The sequence below is a fragment of the Streptomyces sp. SAS_281 genome (assembly GCF_052542855.1).
The window spans coordinates 1-19379 of the sequence record NZ_JBMNDO010000141.1; the positions used below are offsets into that span (position 1 = coordinate 1).

Below are 19379 nucleotides of genomic sequence, written 5' to 3' on the forward strand. Positions count from 1 at the left end.
ACCATCCCGTCCTCCACCTGGGGAAACCGGCTCCTGGAGATCACCGACCCGGCCACCAACGTCTTCCCCCGCGGCGGCGGCATCGGCCAAGGGCTCGCCGTGGGGGCCACCCCCGCGCAGGGGGCATCAGTACAGCGCCTTGTACGTGTTGAAGCCGTACCCGATCCGTACCCGCTTGTTGAGCTTGCCCGTCCCGGTCGACGTGTACCGGTACAGGTCGCCGTAGCCGTTCACCCCGACCAGGTCGGCCTTGCCGTCACCGTTGAGGTCGCCCACCGCGGCGAACTTGTTGTAGATGTCGAACCCGGTACCGATCGTCACACGTGCCTTGAACGGCGCGGACGCCTTCCCCGTGCCCTCGTACAGGTACAGCGTGCCGTCCTTGGCGATCGCCACCACGTCCGCCCGGCCGTCCCCCGTGAGGTCACCCGCGCCGACGATGTGGCGGTACGAGCCGTAGCCGTAGCCCACCTTGATCTTGGCCGCGAGCGCGGTGCCCTTGCCGTTGCCCTGGTACAGGAACAGGTCGCCCTTGGCGTCGCGCGCGAGGATGTCGCCCGCGCCGTCGCCGCTCAGGTCGCCGGGGCCGATGAGGTCGTTGTAGATGTTCCAGCCGTCGCTGATCGCGTGGCCCGCGATGTACAGCCGGCCGTTGCGCACCCGGAGGGTATCGACGCGCCCGTCGTCACCGAGGGAGACGGCGACGCGTGCCCACCCCTCGTCGAAGTACGCCCCGTCCTCGCCGCTGCGGGCGAAGAACTCCCCGGTGTTCTTGGAGTGGTACCAGTAGCCGGAGCCGTCGGAGGTGACCCCCATGACGCCGTGCTTGCCGAAGTCCGGGACACCGCCCGCCCCGACGAACATGGCCGCTTTCTGCCACCCGAAGGTGCCGTGGATCCGCGCCCGGTAGTGGCCGTAACCGGAGAAGCGGTAGATGTACGTGTCACCGTTCGGCGTGCGGCCCATGAGGTCGCCGTTACCGTCCCCGTTGATGTCGTCGACACCCACGAGCTGGTTGTACGTGTCGAACCCGTAGCCGATCTTGGACGCTGCCTTGAAGGGCTTCGACGCGTCCCCGGTACCCATGTGGAAGTACAGGTCACCGGCGGGGGTACGGGTGACGACATCGCCGATGCCGTCGCCGGTGGAGTCGTTCAGGCCGACGATCTGGTCGTACGCGTTCCAGCCGGAGGCCACCTTGACGGCGGGTTCGAAGGGCTCGCCGTCGGTGTGCCCGTTGGCGGCGTAGAGATAGACGTCACCGGAGGGCGTGCGCGCGATCAGGTCGTTGTGACCGTCGCCGGTCAGGTCGCCGGGCGCGACGAGCTTGTTGTACTTCTGCCAGCCCTTCCCCGACCAGGTGGGAGGACCCCCCGTGGGATCCATGCCGACCACCGGGTGCAGCGTGAGCGTGCCGGAGGCCGTCAGGGTGAGGAGGTCGGGCTTGCCGTCTCCCTGGAGATCGCCCGGAGCGATGATGTCCTTGTAGACGATCCGGCCGGCGGGGTCACTGGGGTCGTGGAGCTCGAAGAGGTAGTCCGCTACCGTCTCGCCCACCGATTGGAAGAGATAACCCTCCCGCGTCTGGTAGAGGATGTCGCTCTCGCCGTCGCCGGTGATGTCCATACGCGGCGTCGAGCCGACCGCCTTCGGCGCCTCGGCACCCTTCGCGTCGTCGGCCGAGGCCGGGGCCGCCAGCAGCATGCCGGCGGAGAGGACGAGCGCGGTGCAGGCAGCGATCCGGCTCGCGCGCTTCGAGCGCCCGCGGCCGGCACGGCCGGATTTCAGTGAAGACAGGTGCAAAGCCCCCCCAGGGGTTGTTTATGAGCCAGCTGTCCATAAGCCGGCTGGTGTTCATATGACTGGCACCGGACCCCTTTGGAGGGGGCCGGTTTCAGCCATCAAGCCAGGGGCCTATCGGCCAATCACGCCGCCTCCGTACGCTCGACCACCCGCCCACCGTCCAGTTCCAGCCGCCTCCCGCGGAACCGGTCCCGCAGCCGCCGGTCGTGGGTGACGACGACCACCGCGCCCCCGAACCCGGCCAGGGCGCCCTCGAGCTCCTCCACCAGCGCCGGCGAGAGGTGGTTCGTCGGCTCGTCGAGGAGCAGCAGATCGACGGGTTCGCCGACCAGCCGGGCCAGTTCGATCCGGCGCCGCTGCCCGTAGGACAGCTCGTCCACCCTCAGGCGCAGGTCCGCCGGGCTGAACAGGCCCAGCGACAGCAGGTGTTCCGCATGCGCGTCGGGGTCACCGCCGCGCCCGTGGGCGTACGCCTCCGGGAGCGTCAGACCGGCCGGCCACGGCGTCTCCTCCTGGCGCAGGTACCCGACCCGGCCCCGCGTCCGCACGGTCCCCCCGTCCGGCCGCAGTTCACCCGCGAGCACCCGCATCAGCGTCGACTTGCCGGCCCCGTTCGCCCCCGTGACCAGCAGCCGTTCGGTGCCGCCGATCCGCAGCGCGGGCACGGAGAGGCGGTGCCCGACGCGGACCCCGGCCAGCTCCGCCGCGACCCGGGGAGCCGACGCCCCGGCCGTGGTCACCCGGGCGGCGAACACCAGCGGATCCGGCGGCGGCGCGACCGGCCGCTCCGTGAGCCGTTCGACGCGCTCCTTCGCGTTGCGGATGCGCACCATCGCCCCGTGCCCCCGCCCCCGCGCCCGGAACCCGCCGTGCCCGAACACGCTGAGCGGCACCTTGCGCGGGATCGCGTCCAGCCGTGCCACGTTGGACGCGGCCAGCTCCCGGTTGCGGGACAGCTCGTCGCGCCAGTCCTCGTACTCCCGCAGCCGGCGCCGGCGATCGGCGGCCTTCGCGGCGAGGTAGCCCCCGTAGCCGTCCCCGTACCGGGTCACCCGCCCCTCGCCGACCTCCAGGATCGTCGTGGTGACGCGTTCCAGGAACACCCGGTCGTGCGTCACCGCGAGCACGGTGCCCCGGTGCGCCCGCAGGTGGTTCTCCAGCCAGGCCACCGCCCGGTCGTCCAGGTCGTTGGTCGGCTCGTCGAGCAGCAGCAGTTCCGGCCGGGAGGCCAGCGTCCCCGCCAGCGCCAGCCGCGACCGCTCGCCGCCCGACAGTGTGGACAGCGGCCGGTCCCGGTCCAGGCCGGGCAGCCCGAGACCGTGCAAGGCGATGTCCACCCGCGCGTCGGCCTCGTAACCGGCCCGCGCCTCGTACCGCGCGACGAGCCGTGCGTACGCCTCCAGCGCGGCGGTCAGCTCCGCCCCGGCCAGGCCCGCGAGCCCGGCCTCGGCCCGGCGCATCTGGGCCTCCAGCTCCCGCAGCCCGGCGAGCGCCGCGTCCACCGCGTCCTGGACGGTGGCCCCGGCGGGCAGGGCGAGCGACTGGGCGAGGTAGCCCGTGCCGCCGGGCGCGACGACGGTCAGCTCACCGTTGTCGGGCCGGTCGAGCCCGGCGACGAGCCGGAGCAGCGTGGACTTTCCGGCCCCGTTGTCGCCGATGACGCCGGCCCGCTCGCCGGGCCTGACGGTGAAGCTGACGTCGTCCAGCACGACCCGGTCGTCGTAGCGGCGGGTGACGTTGTGAAGTGTGAGTTGTCCGGTGTGCATACAAAACCCCTGATTCTCGGCCCGGGCCGATCGGCGCGCGGTGGTCGGGGCGCGTCCGCGCACGCCGACGGCACACCGGGCCGCGTGCCGGAAGGGCAGGCAGGCGTCACGGAGGCGCGGAGGCGTGGGAGTGCGGATGCGCAGGAGAATGCGCTACTGCGGAGCCGAGCTCAACGCAGGCGCAGGGGAGGTATCACAGAGAACCCATGCGCACCAAGGTAGGCGGGGGCCGGGGCGTCGGCAACCGGTTTCCGGCCGCTCAGCGCCCGCCTTCCGCCGAGAGTTCCGCCATGAGGTCCGCGTCGCGCATCCCGGGCAGCGCGTACCCCTCGGTCTCGTCCCACTCGATGTCCAGGTCGTCCATGTGCACATGCCAGTCCGCGTCGGGCAGCGCCCGGCGCAACTCTGTGACGGTGTCCAGCACATGGGCGACCACCGGCAGCAGCCGGCCGGGGTCGAACGGCATCTTGGCGGAGCCGTCGAGGACGGTCCCCGGTTCGGCCGCCCCGGGGTCGTACAGGTACAGGCTCTCCTCGTCCTCGTACGGGAACGACGCCTGGCGCGCGGTGACGACACCGGTGACGGCGGCCGACTCCGGCCCGGTCAGCGGGGTCGCGCGGCGCGCGGTGCAGTAGAGGGAGACGCTCATGGAGGGAGCGTACGGGCGGGGTACGACAACGAGAGCCGAAGGCTCCCGCCGGTGCGGAACCGGGTGTACCGGGCGGGAACCCGAGCAGAAGAGGAGAGGCGGGGGCGGGCCCGGCCCGGACCCCGACGCCGTCCCCTCCCACACCGCTCACGTCCCCGGAGCCGCAACCGTGTCCAGCCAGTCGAGCGGCACCGCCGCCGGGGCCCCGCCCCACCCGCGCAGATCCCCGCAGACCGTCCCCGGCAGGGCCCGGCGCTGGCCGCTCGCGCTGCGCCGCACGCCCGTCTCGCTGTGGAACGACGACATATCGGACTGGGCCGCGGCCCTCACGTACTACGCGATCCTCGCCCTGCTGCCCGCGCTCCTGGTGACCGTGTCCGTCATCGGACTCGCCAGCCCCGGCGCCACCGGTGCGCTGATCGCCGACATCACCGCCTTCGCGCCCGCCGAGGCCGCCACCGCGCTGCGCGAGCCGCTGGAGGCCGCCACCCAGCAGCGCACCGCCGTCTGGCTGCTCGTCGCGACCGGGTCCGTCAGCGCGCTGTGGTCCGCGTCCAGCTATCTCGCGGTGTTCCGGCGGGCGCTGCACGCCATGCACGGGGTACAAGACACCCGGCCGGCGCTGCGCCAGGCGCACATCATCGTGGCGTGGGCGGTCGGGCTGCTCCTGCTGATGATGGCCAGCGCGTTCGCCCTCGTGCTCACCGGACCGCTGGCGCGCTGGGCGGGGCACCGGCTGGGCGTGACCCACGTGGGGGACGCGGTGTGGGCGGTGCTGAAGTGGCCGCTGCTGCTGTGCCTGGTCGCCGGGCTCATCACGGTCCTCTTCCGCACCGGCCCGGAGCCGGCCCGCCGGGCCCGTCAGGCGCTGCCCGGCGGGGTGCTCGCCGCGCTGCTGTGGCTCGCCGCGTCGGCGGGGTTCGCGCTCTACGCCACGTACATCGGCTCCTACAGCCGGCTGTACGGCTCCCTCGCGGGGCTCGTGGTGTTCCTGATCTGGGTGTGGTTCACCAACCTGGCGCTCCTGTCCGGGGCCCAGTTCAACGTCGAGCTGGACCGGGCCCGCTGCGGCTAGGGCGTCCTGCGAAAGTCCCGCCTGCCGCGTCCCCCACCCACAGGGCAATACACCTAGTCCCCGGTCGTCCCGTCAACGATCTCGCGGATGATGTCGATGTGGCCGTTGTGACGGGCCGTCTCCTCGACGAGGTGCAGCAGGATCCAGCGCAGATCGGGGCTCATGCCGTTCGAGCGCTTCCGCTCGGAACGCGTGTCCAGGCCGTGGGCCGCGACCAGCTCCCGGTAGCGGGCGCACTGCTCCTCGTACTCCCGCAGCACATCGCCGAGCGGCATGTCGACGGCGATCCGCATCTCGCGGTCCGGGTCCTCGTCCGTCCAGGGGCCTTCGTCCTCGCCGCCGAGGAAGACGACCTCGAACCAGTAGTACTCGACCCAGCGCAGGTGGTTGACCACCCCCGCGATGGTCATCAGCGGGGAGCCGGGCAGGGGCGCCCGCACGGCGTCCGCCTGCGAGAGCCCTTCGCACTTGGCCACCGCGGTGGCGCGGGTGTAGTCGAGGAACGTGGTCAGCTGGGTGCGCTCGTCCCATGCGGGAGGCGTGTCGGTGCGTGTCATCGCCGCACAGCCTCCCGGGACGGGACGGAGTTGTCCACCGCTTATGCCTCGGCGCCCAGGGCCGGATCCCGCAGCGCCGGGTGCCCGGGGCCGAGGAACACGGCGATGTCCGGGCCCTCCGCCGGGCCGGGCACCCGGCGCCAGCCGAGCCTCCGGTAGAGGCGCACCGCGGGTTCGGCCTCCGCCGAGGTCAGCAGCCAGCAGCGGCCCCCGGGCGCGGACGCGGTGACGGTCTCCAGGAGCGCGGCCGCCAGACCGGTCCCCCGCGCGTGCGGGCTGAGCGCGAGTTCGTCCACCTCCAGGGCGCCGACGAGCCAGGCCGCCGTCCGCTCGGGGCCCAGGACCGAGGAGACGGCCGCGTAGGCCCGGGTGGCCGGGAAGGGGGAACCGGTGGTCCAGGCCGTCGCGAACCCCACCACCGAGGCGGCGTCCGGGTCGTCCCGTGAGCCGCTCAGCGCGAGTGCGGCCCTGAATCCGGGACGGGCGGCGTCCTGCGCCAGGCGGTGGACGTAGCCGTCGGCCTGATCCGGGTCCTCGTGCCACGGCGGGCCCGCGAACGCCTCCGCGTAGGTCTGCCGTATCCCGCCCCGCCGCGCCAACAGCGCGTCCGCGCCGGTCGGTTGGACCCACATTTCCATGTCGCGACTCCCCGCCCGTCCCCGCCCCGCGGACCGACCGGCCCGTCCGGCGAGTCTACGAGCCGGCCCCGCGACCGGCGGAGTCCGCGCACGGGCCCTGGACCCGGTCCCCGGACCAGGGGTTGCCCGTACGCTCGGATACCGACCACCCGCCGGCCCCCACGCCGCCGCCCCGTGCGGTGTCCCGGAACGGGGCGGGCAGCCACCACGAGTACCGAGGTGACGCGCCGATGAGTGACGGTTTCTTCTGCTCGTACCACCTGTGCTGGAGCCGCCCCGACGCCGAATCGCTGCTCGGCGACCTGGAGGCGGCGGGGGTGCGGGCGGACCACCCGGTCACCCGGCGCATCACCCTGATCAGCCCCGGCACCGACCCGTCCGGCACGCAGTCCTGGGTGAGCCGGGACCAACTCGTGCTGCTGACCGGGCTGCAACGCCTGGACCGGGTCGACTTCCTGCTCTGGCTGCCCGGCGGCGAGGAGATACGGGCCAGGATCAGCCGGGGCGACGACGGCACGGTGGAGCTGCGCTTCGGCCTCGGCCCGCTGGACCGCGACGCCCGGGAACGGGCGGTCCGCGCGGTGCGCGAGGCGATCGGGCGGGCCTCATTGCTCTGCGTCGGCTTCGTGCTCGACCGCGAGGGCGCGTCGGCGGCCACCGACTGGGCGGGCTTCATCGTCAAGGGGTCGGTGTACTTCGACTGCTGGCCGGACACGCTGGCGGTGCTGCCCGAAGTGGCCGCCGTCCAGCCGCAGCTGTCGGGCGTGAACTCCTTCCAGCAGTCGCCGTGGGTGGTCTACGGCAGCGACGTGCCCCGGAGATAGACCGCCCGGGCCGGCGCCCTACGCGGACTGCTCGACCCGGACCTGCACCCCCGGCCGCAGCCCCCACGCCGCCATCGCGCCCGCCTCCGCCTCGATCACATGCCGCCCGCGCGGCCGGGGCAGCCCGAGCCGGCCCGGCTTCATGGTGTGGACCGCCAGCACGTTGAACTTCCGGTCCAGGTAGGCCACATCGATGGTGAACCGCATCCGGAAGGAGTGCACGCTCCCGCACGGCGTGATCATCAGGGCCCCGTCGACCCCGTCCCGCCCGAGCAGCCCGCGCGCCCGGTGCCGGTAGGACGCCGCGATCCGCAGCGGCACCCGGGTCTCGGTCACCCCGTCCCGGTCCGTGATCGTCAGCGTCCCCGTGCCATCGCGCCATCCAGCCATGGCCCGACGTTAGCGGCGCCGGTCCGCCGCCGGGCCCGAATCCACAGGCACAACCCCCGCCCGGGGCGCGCCGATTAGGATCGCTCGGGTGTACGCCATGCTGACAGGGGTCGCCGCACTCTGGGGCGCCGCGACCGGGCTCCTGGTCCCGCGCGCCGCCTACCGGTTCTCCGTTCCGCCCGGCGAACCGTGGCGGGACGCCTGCCCGGCCGGCCACCCCCTCACCGGCCCCGCCCGCGCCTGGCTGGGCGCGGCACGCTGCGGCGGGTGCGCGGAGGGGGCGGTCGCCGAGGTGCGTACGGGGGCCCCCGGCGCCGCCCCGGCCGAGGACGCCCCCGCCCCCCGCTACGCCCCCCACCGTCTCGCCCCCCTCGTCACCGCGCTCGCCTGCGCCGCCCTCGCCTGGGCCACCGGCACGCGCCCCGAGCTGGCGGCCTGGCTGCTGCTCGCCCCGGTCGCCGTGCTCCTCGCGAGCATCGACCACCGCGTGCACCGGCTCCCGGACGGGCTGACCCTGCCGGCCGCCGGAGCCGCCGCCGTACTCCTGGGCCTGGCCGCACTGCTGCCGGAACACGCGGGCTCCTGGCTCTCCGCCCTCCTCGGCGGGCTCGTCCTGGGCGCGTTCTACTTCCTGCTCTTCCTCATCAACCCGGCCGGCATGGGCTTCGGCGACGTCAAACTGGCCCTCTCCCTGGGCACGGTCCTCGGCTGGTACGGCTGGGCCGTCGTCTTCGCGGGCGGCTTCGCCGGTTTCCTGTTCGGCGCGGTGTACGGGGCGGCGCTCGTCGCGCTGCGTCGCGCGGGCCGCAGGACGGGCATTCCGTTCGGCCCGTTCATGATCGCGGGAACGTTCCTGGGGCTGCTGTTCGGGGGGCTGGCGGCCTGAGCGCAGCGGGGGCAGGGCGTCCCGCCCGGCCGGCAACGGGTCCCCAGGCGGCCACTGCTGGTGCCCCCGGCCCACCCGTAATGCGGTCGCGGCCGGCCGGTTGCGGCTGGGACGATGGCTCCATGACCGCAACGCCCGACGCCACCGTGCCCACCCCCGGCGAAGCCGCCCGGTTCGATGCCCTCGTCGCCGAGGCGGACAGCGTCTCCGTCGACGGGTGGGACTTCTCCTGGCTCGACGGGCGGGCCACCGAGCAGCGGCCCTCCTGGGGGTATGCGCGGGCCATGGGGGAGCGGATGGGGCGGGCGCGGGCCGCGCTCGACATCCAGACGGGCGGGGGCGAGGTGCTGGCCTCCGTGCCGGAGCTGCCGCCGCTCGCCGTCGCCACCGAGTCCTGGCCGCCGAACATCGCGCGGGCGACCGCGCTGCTGCACCCGCGCGGGGTGGCCGTCGTCGCGGACGAGGACGAGCCGCCGCTGCCGTTCGGGAACGGGGCCTTCGACCTGGTGGTCAGCCGGCATCCGGTGACCACGTGGTGGGAGGAGATCGCCCGGGTGCTGGCGCCCGGCGGCACGTACTTCTCGCAACAGGTGGGCCCCGCGAGCGTCTTCGAGCTGGTCGAGTACTTCCTCGGGCCGCAGCCCCCGGAGGTGCGCGGCGCGCGTGACCCGGAGCGGGCGCGGGCCGACGCCGAGGCGGCCGGGCTCGACGTCGTGGACCTCCGGTCGGAGCGGCTGCGTACCGAGTTCCACGACATCGGGGCCGTCGTCTACTTCCTGCGCAAGGTGATCTGGATGGTGCCCGGTTTCACCGTCGAGCGGTACCGGCCCCAACTCGCGGCGCTGCACCACCGGCTGGAGACCGAGGGCCCGTTCGTCGCCCACACCACCCGCTTCCTGATCGAGGCCCGCAAGCCCGCGTGAGACCGGCGCCCCCATACGGCCCGAAGGATGGCACTCTGGTCGCGAGCGCTCGCGGAAGGAGCAGGCCATGGACCTCGGCACCGACGGGGACGCCGCGCACGGCCCGCGCCGGGGCGGCGCCGAGTGGCTCAAGGGGGCCAGGATCGTCGGCGTGCTCGGGATCTTCTACCGCCCCGAGGGCCGGATGGGCGAGCCGGAGGCCGTCTCGTTCGTGCTGGACGACGGCCAGTCGGTCCGCCTGACCTGCGCCTCCGACGGCACCCTGCACGTGGGCGCCGGCACCTGGCCGCAGCTGCCCGACTGGTGTGTGCCCGCCGCCCAGTGGGAGTTCGCCGTGCTGGCCGGGCTGCCGGAGGCGCCGGAGGGCGGCTGGACGGTGCTGAGTACGGACGAACGCCGGGACGAGCGGGGCGAGGTCCACGAGGCCGTGATCCGCTGCGAGGGCGGCCGCTTCGTGATCGTCGGCGGGGACACCGTGGGCGTCCGCTTCACCCGGGGCCACCGGGGCGCGGCGGCCGCGACGTGACGTCCTGGCACCGGGGGCCAACTCCCGCCGCCACAGGCCGGTTTCCCGTTCCATACTCGTACCCATGACCTTCGCGACACGTACGGCCCCGCTCCGCACCGCCGCCGCCGTGCTCCTGACCGCCTCCGCGCTCACCGGCTGCGGCCACGTCCTGGCCGCCTCCGGCGACGCGGCGCCGCCCCCGGCCTCCGCCGTCTCCGTCCCCGCGAGCCCGGAGACCGCGCCGAGTGCCGAACCGAGTGCCGAACCGAGCGCCGAGCAGGGCGTCGGTCCGAGCACCGTGCCAGGTGTCGCGCCGAGCGCCGCGCCGGGCGGTGACGCCAACCCGCACTACGCCGAGAACCACGCCTTCCAGTCCACCCTGGACCTGTCCGAGGCGGACCGCGCCCGGGGCGAGGCGGAGGTGAAACGGGTGAAGCAGGGACTCGCCGGGCTCGCGGAAGGGGGCAGGTCCACCGAGAAGACGGTCGCGCAGGCGCTCCACGCCCTCGGCTATCCGGACGGATCGGTCACCACGAGCACCTTCGGAACGCACCGCACCTCGTTCACCGTGTCCCTCGGGACCCTCTGCGTGGACGGCTCGCTGGACGGCATGGTCAACGGACTCGTCAACGCGGAGGCGCACGGTCGCTACATGGAGGGAACGGGCTGTGTGAAGCCCCGGGGCGGCCACTGACGAGCGGAATGTGGACATCCTGTGGACGTCTCGGGCGTGTTTCCGGTGCCCGTCCCGGGCTTGGCGGTATTGCCGCAGGTCAGAGGCGTGCGACGGGGCCCGGTCGATGACCGGAGCGACGCCTCTCACTCTCGGAGAGTAATTATTTCGCGTCGCGGCACCCACCATCACTTACGAAGGGTTATGGTGGAAACCCCCCCTCGGGCCGGTCCGTAACCCCCCCCCCACGGACCGGCCCGTTTTTTTCTGCCCGGCTCCGGGCCGGGCGCGCACTCAGCCCCGCGCGGCCCAGATGTTGGTGCCCTCGGTGTCGACGGCGAAGGTGTCGATCTCCTTCAGCTCCTCGGCCGACAGCTCCGGGCCCGCCAGCGCCGCGACGTTCTCCTCCAGCTGACCCACGCTCGACGCGCCGATCAGGGCGGACGTCATCCGGCTGTCGCGCAGCACCCACGTCAGGGCCAGCTGGGCGAGCGACTGGCCCCGGCGGCGCGCGATGTCGTTCAGCCCGTTCAGCCGGCGCACCACCTCCTGAGACAGCAGGCCGGGGTCGAGCGACTTGCCCTGCGTGGCGCGCGAACCCTCCGGGATGCCGTTCAGGTACTTCCCGGTCAGCAGCCCCTGGGCCAGCGGTACGAAGGAGATGCAGCCCATCCCGGCCGCCTCCAGCGTGTCGAGGAGCCCGTCCTCCTCGGTCCAGCGGTTGATCATCGAGTAGGACGGCTGGTGGATCAGGGCCGGCACGCCCATCTCGCGCAGCAGCCGCGCCGCCTCGGCGGTCTGCGCCGAGTTGTACGAGGACACCCCCACGTACAGCGCCTTGCCCTGCTGGACGGCGGAGGCCAGCGCCCCCATCGTCTCCTCCAGCGGAGTCTCCGGGTCGAAGCGGTGCGAGTAGAAGATGTCGACGTAGTCCAGGCCCATCCGCTTCAGCGAGGCGTCCAGCGACGACAGCAGGTACTTGCGCGACCCCCACTCCCCGTACGGCCCGGGGTGCATCTCGTACCCCGCCTTGGTCGAGATCAGCAGCTCGTCCCGGTACGGGGCGAAGTCCTGGCGGAAGAGCTTGCCGAAGTTCAGCTCGGCGGAGCCGGCCGGCGGGCCGTAGTTGTTGGCCAGGTCGAAATGGGTCACACCGAGGTCGAAGGCGCGGCGCAGGATGGCCCGCTGGGAGCCGAGCGCCCGGTCGTCGCCGAAGTTGTGCCAGAGGCCGAGCGAGACGGCCGGCAGCTTCAGACCGCTGCGTCCGCTGCGCCGGTACTCCATGGAGTCGTAGCGGGCCGGGGCGGCCTGGTAGGGGGAGGAGGATTCAGTCACGTTTCCCTCCTTATCACGGACTTGTGACAGGCCGGGTTGGGTGGGTGCGGGGCCCGCGCAGTAATGTGGCCTGACGGGACTGCCATGACACGGCGGGGCGATCCGCCCCCTTCCAGTGCGGCGATCCGATCCCCAGGGGACGACCCCGGACCCCTGACGCGGGGCCGGCGGGCCCGCACGGAACCGAGAGGTGGACTCAGTGAACTTGCGCGACCTGGTGTACGGGCTCTACGCGCGCCGGGTGGAGGCTCGCCTCGACCACTCCCAGGTGCCCAAGCACATCGGCGTCATCCTCGACGGCAACCGGCGCTGGGCCAAGGCGTCCGGCGGCACGGCCGCCGAGGGCCACCAGGCCGGGGCCGAGAAGATCAAGGAACTCCTGGGCTGGTGCAGCGAGACCGACGTCGAGGTCGTCACGCTCTGGATGCTGTCCACCGACAACTTCGACCGGCCCGAGGCCGAGCTGACGCCCCTCCTCGGCATCATCGAGAACACGGTGCGCGGCCTGGCCGCGGACGGCCGCTGGCGGGTCCACCACGTCGGCACGCTCGACCTGCTGCCCGCCCACACCCAGACCGTCCTCAAGGAGGCCGAGCAGGCCACGGTCGGGGTCGACGGGATACTCGTCAACGTCGCCGTGGGCTACGGCGGCCGGCAGGAGATCGCCGACGCCGTGCGCTCCCTGCTCCTGGAGCACTCCGCCAAGGGCACCTCCTTCGAGGACCTGGCCGAGATCGTCTCCACCGACCTCATCTCCGAGCACCTCTACACGCGCGGCCAGCCCGACCCCGACCTCGTCATCCGCACCAGCGGCGAGCAGCGTCTCTCCGGGTTCATGCTCTGGCAGAGCGCGCACTCCGAGTACTACTTCTGCGAGGTCTTCTGGCCGGCCTTCCGCCGGGTCGACTTCCTGCGGGCGCTGCGCGACTACGCCGCCCGCCACCGCCGCTACGGAGGCTGAGACGGGCGGGGTCCGCCCCGCGGTCCCCCGGAAGAGATCCGGTCGGCATGGCCGGACGGGTAAGAGGGCATATCCCTGACAGGCCGGCGCCCGGTCACCAGCCGGGTGGGCGCCGATGACAAGTGGGATGCCACGCGACGCCCGCCGTCGCACCCCGACCTCTTCCGAGGGGGTACGTCCTTCCGTGGTGACCAGCACAAAGCGCCGCCTGCCCGACAGGCGCACCTACGTTCTCGACACCAGCGTCCTGCTGGCCGATCCGAACGCCATGGCCCGTTTCGACGAGCACGAAGTCGTGCTCCCGGTCGTCGTGGTCACGGAACTGGAGGCCAAACGGCACCATCCGGAGCTCGGCTACTTCGCCCGCCAGGCCCTGCGCCTGCTGGACGACTTCCGGGTCCGCTACGGCCGGCTGGACGCGCCGATCCCCCTCGGGGACCTCGGCGGGACGCTCCGCGTCGAGCTCAACCACTCCGATCCCGGCGTCCTGCCCGCCGGCTACCGGTTGGGGGACAACGACTCGCGCATCCTCGCGGTCGCGCGCAACCTCCAGGCCGAGGGGTACGACGTCACGGTCGTCTCCAAGGACCTCCCGCTGCGCATCAAGGCGTCATCGGTAGGACTCCTCGCCGAGGAGTACCGCGCGGAGCTGGCGATCACCGACTCCGGCTGGACGGGCATGTCCGAACTGTCCCTCGCCGCCGACCAGGTGGACCTGCTCTTCGCCGAGGAGACGCTGTACGTCCCCGAGGCCGCCGAACTGCCCGTGCACACCGGCCTGGTCCTCCAGTCCGAACGCGGCAAGGCGCTCGGCCGGGTCACGCCCGAGGGCACGGTGCGGCTCGTCCGCGGCGACCGGGAGGCGTTCGGCATCCACGGCCGCAGCGCCGAGCAGCGCATCGCCCTGGACCTGCTGCTCGACCAGGAGGTGGGCATCGTCTCGCTGGGCGGCCGGGCCGGCACCGGCAAGTCGGCGCTGGCGCTCTGCGCGGGACTCGAAGCGGTGCTGGAGCGCGGGCAGCACAAGAAGGTGATGGTCTTCCGCCCGCTGTACGCGGTGGGCGGGCAGGAGCTCGGCTATCTCCCCGGCAGCGAGGCCGAGAAGATGAGCCCCTGGGCGCAGGCGGTCTTCGACACCCTCTCGGCCGTCTCCGGGCGCGAGGTGATCGAGGAGGTGCTGGGGCGCGGCATGCTGGAGATCCTGCCGCTCACCCACATCCGGGGCCGTTCGCTGCACGACGCCTTCGTGATCGTCGACGAGGCCCAGTCGCTCGAACGGAACGTCCTGCTGACCGTGTTGTCCAGGATCGGCATGAATTCCCGGGTAGTCCTCACCCATGACGTGGCCCAGCGGGACAACCTCAGGGTCGGCCGTTACGACGGTGTGGTCGCCGTGGTCGAGAAGCTGAAGGGGCATCCGCTCTTCGCCCATGTCACGCTCACGCGCTCGGAGCGTTCCCGCATCGCCGCGCTGGTGACCGAAATGCTGGAGGAAGGTCAGATCTGATACGGGTTGGGACGTTGACGCCGCCCGGCGGGCCAAGCAGCCTAGCCGGGCGGCGGCGTGTTGCGGCGCCTTTTCCGTGATTCAGGTCCGCCAAACGGGGTGTGACTTTTCCCACGCAACGGAGAATTGCTTCCCCCGGTCCGGTTCCGGCAGAGTCTTGCTTCCGTCAGGCCCCGCATACGGCACACCGGCACCTCCAGAGGCGCCACGCACCACACAACTCAACAACCGCCGTCCGTATGCCGCCCGCGAGCACCACGCGGCGCTCCTCCCGAGGAGCCGCCCACCGGGCCCGTGCCTTCCCGTGACCCAAGCAGTAGGGAGGCCAGTGCCAGGGGCACGATTGCGCCCGCGAGGTCACCTAAGCGGGCGATGCTGGAAGGACACCGTGTGAGCCGGATTTCGGTCCGGGGGTTCGCCGTGGCATCCGCCACCGCGGTCACCACCGTAGGCGCCGTCGTAGGCGTTGCATCGGGCAGCACCCCTGCTGTCGACGACAACAACTTCGAGGCGACCGCAGCCGACACCACGCTGCTCGCAGACATTCCCGCGGGCCAACAGGCCCAGGTGCAGACCGCTTCGCTGACGCAGCAGGCCGACGCCCAGGCGTCCGCCGCCGACGCCGCCGCGAAGAAGTCCGCGGAGGAGACCGCCCGCGTCCAGGCCGCCAAGGACGCGAAGTCCAAGAAGCAGGCCGCCGAGGACCGGCTGGAGCGCGAGCGCCAGGAGAAGAAGGACCGTCAGGAGCGCGCAAGCCGCTCCGAGATCCGCTCCACCGCGTCGTTCGCCCAGCAGAGCTCGTACACCGTGGCCGAGGTGCAGGCCATCGCGCGCCAGATCGTGCCGGCCGACCAGTTCCAGTGCTTCAGCAACATCGTGAACCACGAGTCGAGCTGGAACTACCGCGCGAGCAACCCGTCTTCCGGTGCCTACGGTCTCGTCCAGGCCCTGCCCGGTTCGAAGATGGCCTCGGCCGGTGCCGACTGGATGACCAACCCGGCCACCCAGATCAAGTGGGGCCTCAGCTACATGAGCAGCCCGCGCTACAAGAGCCCTTGCGGCGCCTGGGCCTTCTGGCAGGCCAACCACTGGTACTAGGAACCAGGGTTCACAAGCTCAACCCCGTGAAGCCCCACGCCGTCCTTCGGCGTGGGGCTCCACGCGTGTACGGTCGTGCGGAACGCTCCCGGGGGAGCGGTGGGGAGAGCGGACGGGGGTAGAGGAACAGCTATGTCGAAACTGCCGGGGTGGCTCGGTCAACTGGGTGCTGAGCTGAGCAGGCTGAGCGAGCGTCTCGATGAGCGGCGGGCCGAGTCGGAGGCCGACGACCCCCTTCTCGCGGACGCGGATCCACCGGCGCGGACCGGTAGGGACGAGACGGACCACGTCGACCAGGTGCCCGCCCCGCCCACCTACGCGCCCACCGTGGCCGCGCGCCCCGATCCGGTCGCGGCGATCCCGTGGGGGATGCGGGTCGCGGCCGAGGCGGGCTGGCGGCTGCTGGTGCTGGCGGGGACCCTGTGGGTGCTGATGCGGGTCATCAGCGCCGTGCAACTGGTCGTGCTGGCCTTCGTCGCCGCGCTGCTCGTCACCGCGCTGCTCCAGCCGACCGTCGCCCGGCTGCGGCGCCACGGGCTGCCGAGGGGCCTGGCGACGGCCGTCACCGCGATCTCCGGCTTCGTCATCATGGGCCTGGTCGGCTGGTTCGTGGTGTGGCAGGTCATGGACAACATCGACACCCTGTCCGACAAGGTGACGAAGGGGATCGACGACCTCAAGAACTGGCTCCTGGCCAGTCCGTTCCATGTGACCGACAAGCAGATCAACGACATCGCCAAGAACCTGAGCGACACCGTCGGCACCAACACCGAGGCCATCACCTCCGCCGGCCTCCAGGGCGTCACCGTGGTCGTGGAGTTCATGACCGGCGCGCTGCTCGCGATGTTCTCGACGCTCTTCCTGCTCTACGACGGCGCGCGCATCTGGCAGTGGGTGCTCAAGCTGGTGCCCGCGCAGGCGAGGCCGGGGGTCGCCGGGGCCGGTCCGCGCGCCTGGCGGACGCTGACCGCCTATGTGCGCGGCACGGTCATCGTGGCCCTGATCGACGCGATCTTCATCGGGCTCGGGATCTACTTCCTCAACGTGCCGATGGCGGTGCCGCTGGCCGTCTTCATCTTCCTGTTCGCCTTCATCCCGCTCGTCGGCGCGGTGGTCTCCGGGGCGCTGGCGGTGGTCGTCGCCCTGGTCACGGAGGGTGTGTTCACCGCGCTGATGGTGCTGGCCGTGGTCCTCGCCGTGCAGCAGATCGAGGGCCACGTCCTCCAGCCGTTCATCCTGGGCCGGGCGGTGCGGGTGCACCCGCTGGCCGTGGTGCTCTCGGTCGCGGCGGGCGGCATGATCGCCGGGATCGGCGGCGCGGTGGTGGCGGTGCCGCTGGTCGCGGTGACCAATACGGTGGTCGGGTATCTGCGCTCCTACGGGCAGGAGGAGTCGCGCCGCCACTCGCCGCCCCCGCACGGGGCGACCGCCCTCGACGCGGCGCCGGCGGGCGGCCCGGCGCCCGAGCAGGACGGGGACGAACCGCCGCCGGACGCCTCGTAACGCGTACGCACGGGAAGAAGGGCCCCTCGGACGGTCGGTCGTCCTCGGGGCCCTTCTCGTCTCCAGGGTACGGTGCCTACTCGGCGAGTACCGCCTCGGCGTCGAGGGTCACACCCACCGCCTGGATCACCGAGGCGATCTTGACGGCTTCCTGGATGGTCTCGCGGTCCACGCCGGCCTTGCGGAGCACCTGCTCGTGCGAGTCGAGGCACTGGCCGCAGCCGTTGATCGCGGAGACGGCGAGCGACCACAGCTCGAAGTCGACCTTCTCCACGCCCGGCTTGCCGATGACGTTCATCCGCAGACCCGCGCGCAGGTTCCCGTACTCGGGGTCCGAGAGCAGGTGCCGGGTGCGGTAGAAGACGTTGTTCATCGCCATGATGGCGGCGGCCGACTTCGCGGCGGTGTACGCCTCCGCGGAGAGGTTGGCCTTCGCCTCGGGCTCCAGCTCGCGCAGCACCTTCGGCGAGCGCGAGGCGATCGCGCAGGCCAGGACGGTGCCCCAGAGCTGCTGCTGCGGGAGCTCGCTGTTGCCGATGACCGAACCGAGGTTCAGCTTCAGGTCCTTGGCGAAGTCCGGTATGGCGGACTTCAGTTCGTCGAGAGCCATGTCGGTATCAGCTCACTCGCCCGAGAGGAGCGCGACCGGGTCCAGGGTGTTCTCGCCCTTGGTCCAGTTGCAGGGGCACAGCTCGTCGGTCTGCAGGGCGTCGAGGACCCGCAGGACCTCCTTGGGGTTACGGCCCACGGAACCGGCGGTCACCATGGTGAACTGGATCTCGTTGTTCTGGTCCACGATGAAGACGGCGCGCTGCGCGAAGCCGTCCTCGCCCTCGATGCCGAGGTCACGCATGAGCTCGTGCTTCGAGTCGGCCATCATCGGGAAGGGCAGGTCGGTCAGGTCCGGGTGGTCCTTGCGCCAGGCGTGGTGCACGAACTCGGAGTCGCCGGAGAAGCCGAGGATCTGGGCGTCGCGGTCGGCGAACTCGTCGTTCAGCTTCCCGAAGGCGGCGATCTCGGTGGGGCACACGAAGGTGAAGTCCTTCGGCCACGCGAAGACGATCTTCCACTGACCCTCGTAGGTCTTGTGGTTGATCTGCTCGAACTCCTTGCCGCTCTCCAGCGACACGCAGGCGGTCAGGTCGAACTCGGGGAACTTGTCACCGACAGTGAGCACGCGCTCTCCTTGCAGCGTAGGTTCTCCCCTTTTGAGGGAGTTCCTGGGGGTTGGACGATCTCCACCATGGCACAGAGTGCATTGATCGCGGAAATAGCTACACTCGGTCGTGATGATCGGAGGTACCTATCAGTGGTGCAGAGCAATCCGGGCAACCGGCTCAAACAGCCCAGCCTGTCGCAGCTGCGCGCCTTCGCCACCGTCGCCGAATATCTGCACTTCCGGGACGCGGCGGCCGCAATCGGGATGAGTCAGCCCGCGCTCTCCGGGGCCGTGTCCGCGCTGGAGGAGGCACTGGGTGTCCAGCTCATCGAGCGTACGACGCGCAAGGTGCTGCTCTCGCCCGCCGGGGAGCGGCTCGCGGTGCGGGCGCGCGTCGTGCTCGACGCGGTCGGCGAGCTGATGGAGGAGGCCGAGGCGGTCCGCGCCCCCTTCACCGGCGTGCTCAGGCTCGGCGTGATCCCGACCGTCGCCCCGTATCTGCTGCCGGCCGTGCTGCGGCTGGTCCATGAGCGCTACCCGGCCCTCGACCTCCAGGTGCACGAGGAGCAGACCTCCTCGCTGATCGAGGGGCTGGGCGCCGGACGGCTCGACCTGCTGCTGCTCGCCGTGCCCCTCGGCGTCCCCGGGGTCAGCGAGCTCCCGCTCTTCGACGAGGACTTCGTGCTCGTCATGGACCGCGGCCACCCGCTCGGCGGGCGCGCCGACATCCCCCGCGACGCGCTCCGGGAGCTGCCGCTGCTGCTGCTGGACGAGGGGCACTGCCTGCGGGACCAGGCGCTCGACATCTGCCGCGAGGCCGGCCGGACGGAGGGCGCGCCGGTCACCACGACCGCGGCCGGGCTCTCCACGCTGGTCCAGCTCGTGGCCGGCGGCCTCGGCGTGACGCTGCTGCCGCGCACCGCGGTCACCGTCGAGACCGCCCGCAACGAGGCGCTGACCACGGGGTACTTCACGGACCCGGCCCCCACCCGGCGGGTGGCGCTGGCGATGCGGACCGGGGCGGCCCGGCACGAGGAGTTCGAGGAACTCGCGGCGGCGCTGCGCGAGGCGATGGGGGCGCTGCCGGTACGCGTGACGGAGGGGGGCCGGACCAGATCGGAAGA

The 19379-nt window shown here is 72.1% G+C and carries 20 protein-coding genes; 11 read left to right on the forward strand and 9 right to left on the reverse strand.

Features of this window, described 5'->3' with window-relative positions; genetic code table 11:
* Positions 1–126 precede the first annotated feature (126 nt).
* The 3 genes from ACN6LM_RS33525 to ACN6LM_RS33535 form a co-directional block, all read right to left on the reverse strand.
* Entirely contained in the window at positions 127–1803 is a 1677-nt protein-coding gene (locus ACN6LM_RS33525; protein ID WP_445069160.1) for an FG-GAP repeat domain-containing protein, read from the reverse strand.
* Positions 1804–1925: 122 nt separating this feature from the next.
* Entirely contained in the window at positions 1926–3569 is a 1644-nt protein-coding gene (locus ACN6LM_RS33530) for a TlrC/CarA/OleB/SrmB family ABC-F type ribosomal protection protein (RefSeq protein WP_445069161.1), read from the reverse strand.
* A 259-nt stretch (positions 3570–3828) separates the two neighbouring features.
* Positions 3829–4218 (reverse strand): hypothetical protein, encoded by a 390-nt coding sequence (locus ACN6LM_RS33535; RefSeq protein ID WP_445069162.1) that lies wholly within the window; start codon positions 4216–4218, stop codon positions 3829–3831.
* Between the two features lie 169 nt (positions 4219–4387).
* Between ACN6LM_RS33535 and ACN6LM_RS33540 the strand changes: the two genes are divergently transcribed.
* A complete protein-coding gene (locus ACN6LM_RS33540) occupies positions 4388–5293 on the forward strand; it encodes a YihY/virulence factor BrkB family protein (RefSeq protein WP_445069163.1) in 906 nt (301 codons plus the stop codon).
* A gap of 53 nt (positions 5294–5346) precedes the next feature.
* On the opposite strand, the gene ACN6LM_RS33545 is transcribed toward ACN6LM_RS33540, so the two are convergent.
* Together ACN6LM_RS33545 and ACN6LM_RS33550 are read right to left on the reverse strand one after the other, a co-directional pair.
* Positions 5347–5850 carry a DinB family protein gene (locus tag ACN6LM_RS33545; RefSeq protein WP_445069164.1) on the reverse strand — a complete coding sequence of 168 codons (504 nt, stop codon included), beginning with the start codon at positions 5848–5850 and terminating at the stop codon, positions 5347–5349.
* 41 nt (positions 5851–5891) lie between these two features.
* The gene (locus tag ACN6LM_RS33550; protein WP_445069165.1) at positions 5892–6488 is read right to left on the reverse strand and encodes a GNAT family N-acetyltransferase; all 597 of its coding nucleotides are present in this window, start codon (positions 6486–6488) and stop codon (positions 5892–5894) included.
* Positions 6489–6718: 230 nt separating this feature from the next.
* On the opposite strand from ACN6LM_RS33550, the gene ACN6LM_RS33555 reads away from it, so the two are divergent.
* Positions 6719–7312: a hypothetical protein gene (locus tag ACN6LM_RS33555; RefSeq protein WP_445069166.1), complete on the forward strand. Its 594-nt coding sequence runs from the start codon at positions 6719–6721 to the stop codon at positions 7310–7312.
* Between the two features lie 18 nt (positions 7313–7330).
* On the opposite strand, the gene ACN6LM_RS33560 is transcribed toward ACN6LM_RS33555, so the two are convergent.
* On the reverse strand, positions 7331–7702 hold the full coding sequence (locus tag ACN6LM_RS33560) for a DUF192 domain-containing protein (protein WP_445069167.1): 372 nt from the start codon (positions 7700–7702) through the stop codon (positions 7331–7333).
* Between the two features lie 88 nt (positions 7703–7790).
* On the opposite strand from ACN6LM_RS33560, the gene ACN6LM_RS33565 reads away from it, so the two are divergent.
* The 4 genes from ACN6LM_RS33565 to ACN6LM_RS33580 all read left to right on the forward strand — a co-directional run bounded on the left by ACN6LM_RS33565 (position 7791) and on the right by ACN6LM_RS33580 (position 10713).
* The gene (locus ACN6LM_RS33565) at positions 7791–8588 is read left to right on the forward strand and encodes a prepilin peptidase (RefSeq protein ID WP_445069168.1); all 798 of its coding nucleotides are present in this window, start codon (positions 7791–7793) and stop codon (positions 8586–8588) included.
* 122 nt (positions 8589–8710) lie between these two features.
* Positions 8711–9511: a class I SAM-dependent methyltransferase gene (locus ACN6LM_RS33570; RefSeq protein WP_445069169.1), complete on the forward strand. Its 801-nt coding sequence runs from the start codon at positions 8711–8713 to the stop codon at positions 9509–9511.
* Positions 9512–9578: 67 nt separating this feature from the next.
* Complete coding sequence (locus ACN6LM_RS33575; protein WP_445069170.1) at positions 9579–10037, forward strand: hypothetical protein; 459 nt, start codon at positions 9579–9581, stop codon at positions 10035–10037.
* Between the two features lie 64 nt (positions 10038–10101).
* Complete coding sequence (locus ACN6LM_RS33580) at positions 10102–10713, forward strand: hypothetical protein (protein ID WP_445069171.1); 612 nt, start codon at positions 10102–10104, stop codon at positions 10711–10713.
* A 273-nt stretch (positions 10714–10986) separates the two neighbouring features.
* Here the strand turns inward: ACN6LM_RS33580 and mgrA are convergent, their stop codons facing one another.
* Positions 10987–12027 (reverse strand): L-glyceraldehyde 3-phosphate reductase, encoded by a 1041-nt coding sequence (gene mgrA, locus ACN6LM_RS33585; RefSeq protein ID WP_445069172.1) that lies wholly within the window; start codon positions 12025–12027, stop codon positions 10987–10989.
* A gap of 199 nt (positions 12028–12226) precedes the next feature.
* On the opposite strand from mgrA, the gene ACN6LM_RS33590 reads away from it, so the two are divergent.
* The 4 genes from ACN6LM_RS33590 (at position 12227) to ACN6LM_RS33605 (ending at position 17096) form a co-directional block, all read left to right on the forward strand.
* Positions 12227–12988, forward strand: a complete 762-nt coding sequence (locus ACN6LM_RS33590) for an isoprenyl transferase (RefSeq protein ID WP_164402422.1) — start codon at positions 12227–12229, stop codon at positions 12986–12988.
* A 184-nt stretch (positions 12989–13172) separates the two neighbouring features.
* Entirely contained in the window at positions 13173–14495 is a 1323-nt protein-coding gene (locus ACN6LM_RS33595) for a PhoH family protein (protein ID WP_445069173.1), read from the forward strand.
* A gap of 390 nt (positions 14496–14885) precedes the next feature.
* A complete protein-coding gene (locus ACN6LM_RS33600) occupies positions 14886–15593 on the forward strand; it encodes an aggregation-promoting factor C-terminal-like domain-containing protein (RefSeq protein ID WP_445069174.1) in 708 nt (235 codons plus the stop codon).
* Between the two features lie 132 nt (positions 15594–15725).
* Positions 15726–17096, forward strand: coding sequence for an AI-2E family transporter (locus ACN6LM_RS33605; protein WP_445069175.1), 1371 nt, complete (start codon positions 15726–15728; stop codon positions 17094–17096).
* Between the two features lie 76 nt (positions 17097–17172).
* Here ACN6LM_RS33605 and ACN6LM_RS33610 read toward each other — a convergent pair whose 3' ends face one another.
* Positions 17173–17706 carry an alkyl hydroperoxide reductase gene (locus ACN6LM_RS33610; protein ID WP_093706689.1) on the reverse strand — a complete coding sequence of 178 codons (534 nt, stop codon included), beginning with the start codon at positions 17704–17706 and terminating at the stop codon, positions 17173–17175.
* 12 nt (positions 17707–17718) lie between these two features.
* Positions 17719–18273 (reverse strand): peroxiredoxin, encoded by a 555-nt coding sequence (locus ACN6LM_RS33615; protein ID WP_037688641.1) that lies wholly within the window; start codon positions 18271–18273, stop codon positions 17719–17721.
* A 132-nt stretch (positions 18274–18405) separates the two neighbouring features.
* Here ACN6LM_RS33615 and ACN6LM_RS33620 point away from each other — a divergent pair.
* Positions 18406–19379, forward strand: a 974-nt coding sequence (locus tag ACN6LM_RS33620; protein WP_445069176.1) for a hydrogen peroxide-inducible genes activator, incomplete at its 3' end; no start/stop codon positions are given.

What these genes read in the sequence shown, in the direction of transcription:
- ACN6LM_RS33535 (WP_445069162.1), bottom strand. Translation starts at nt 4,218, where the DNA reads ATGAGCGTCTCCCTCTACTGCACCGCGCGCCGCGCGACCCCGCTGACC.
- ACN6LM_RS33555 (WP_445069166.1), top strand. Translation starts at nt 6,719, where the DNA reads ATGAGTGACGGTTTCTTCTGCTCGTACCACCTGTGCTGGAGCCGCCCC.
- ACN6LM_RS33575 (WP_445069170.1), top strand. Translation starts at nt 9,579, where the DNA reads ATGGACCTCGGCACCGACGGGGACGCCGCGCACGGCCCGCGCCGGGGC.
- ACN6LM_RS33530 (WP_445069161.1), bottom strand. Translation starts at nt 3,569, where the DNA reads ATGCACACCGGACAACTCACACTTCACAACGTCACCCGCCGCTACGAC.
- ACN6LM_RS33580 (WP_445069171.1), top strand. Translation starts at nt 10,102, where the DNA reads ATGACCTTCGCGACACGTACGGCCCCGCTCCGCACCGCCGCCGCCGTG.
- ACN6LM_RS33550 (WP_445069165.1), bottom strand. Translation starts at nt 6,488, where the DNA reads ATGGAAATGTGGGTCCAACCGACCGGCGCGGACGCGCTGTTGGCGCGG.
- ACN6LM_RS33545 (WP_445069164.1), bottom strand. Translation starts at nt 5,850, where the DNA reads ATGACACGCACCGACACGCCTCCCGCATGGGACGAGCGCACCCAGCTG.
- ACN6LM_RS33610 (WP_093706689.1), bottom strand. Translation starts at nt 17,706, where the DNA reads ATGGCTCTCGACGAACTGAAGTCCGCCATACCGGACTTCGCCAAGGAC.
- ACN6LM_RS33605 (WP_445069175.1), top strand. Translation starts at nt 15,726, where the DNA reads ATGTCGAAACTGCCGGGGTGGCTCGGTCAACTGGGTGCTGAGCTGAGC.
- ACN6LM_RS33570 (WP_445069169.1), top strand. Translation starts at nt 8,711, where the DNA reads ATGACCGCAACGCCCGACGCCACCGTGCCCACCCCCGGCGAAGCCGCC.
- ACN6LM_RS33560 (WP_445069167.1), bottom strand. Translation starts at nt 7,702, where the DNA reads ATGGCTGGATGGCGCGATGGCACGGGGACGCTGACGATCACGGACCGG.